Below are 249 nucleotides of genomic sequence, written 5' to 3'. Positions count from 1 at the left end.
AGCCAGACGCGTTTCACCAAAAGCGAGGAAACGCAGGCAGGCATTACGCAGAGTGCGTTTTGCAATATCTTCATGCTCAACACGGTACTCGCTCTGGTAATTCGCGTTGTAAATAGCCAGTAGCTCATCCGCCAGTTCAGTCGCCAGAGTACGAGTGAGTGCTTCGCGTACTTCGGCAATAGCAATCGGGTCGATGATATCGAACAATTCAGCCATTTCATTGACAGAAGGCAGCGTCAGGATTTCTGC

Annotated in this window: 1 protein-coding gene; it reads right to left on the bottom strand. The window is 50.2% G+C overall.

Annotated features, from left to right (window positions below):
- On the bottom strand, positions 1–249 hold a 249-nt coding region (locus SB764_RS43160), incomplete at both ends, for an aminopeptidase N C-terminal domain-containing protein (protein ID WP_410867189.1).

Source organism: Paraburkholderia sp. SIMBA_027 (assembly GCF_046535315.1).
In the GTDB taxonomy this organism is placed as follows: domain Bacteria; phylum Pseudomonadota; class Gammaproteobacteria; order Burkholderiales; family Burkholderiaceae; genus Paraburkholderia; species Paraburkholderia tropica.
The sequence above is the reverse complement of the archived record's forward strand: the minus strand, read 5'-3'. Positions and strand labels throughout refer to the sequence as shown.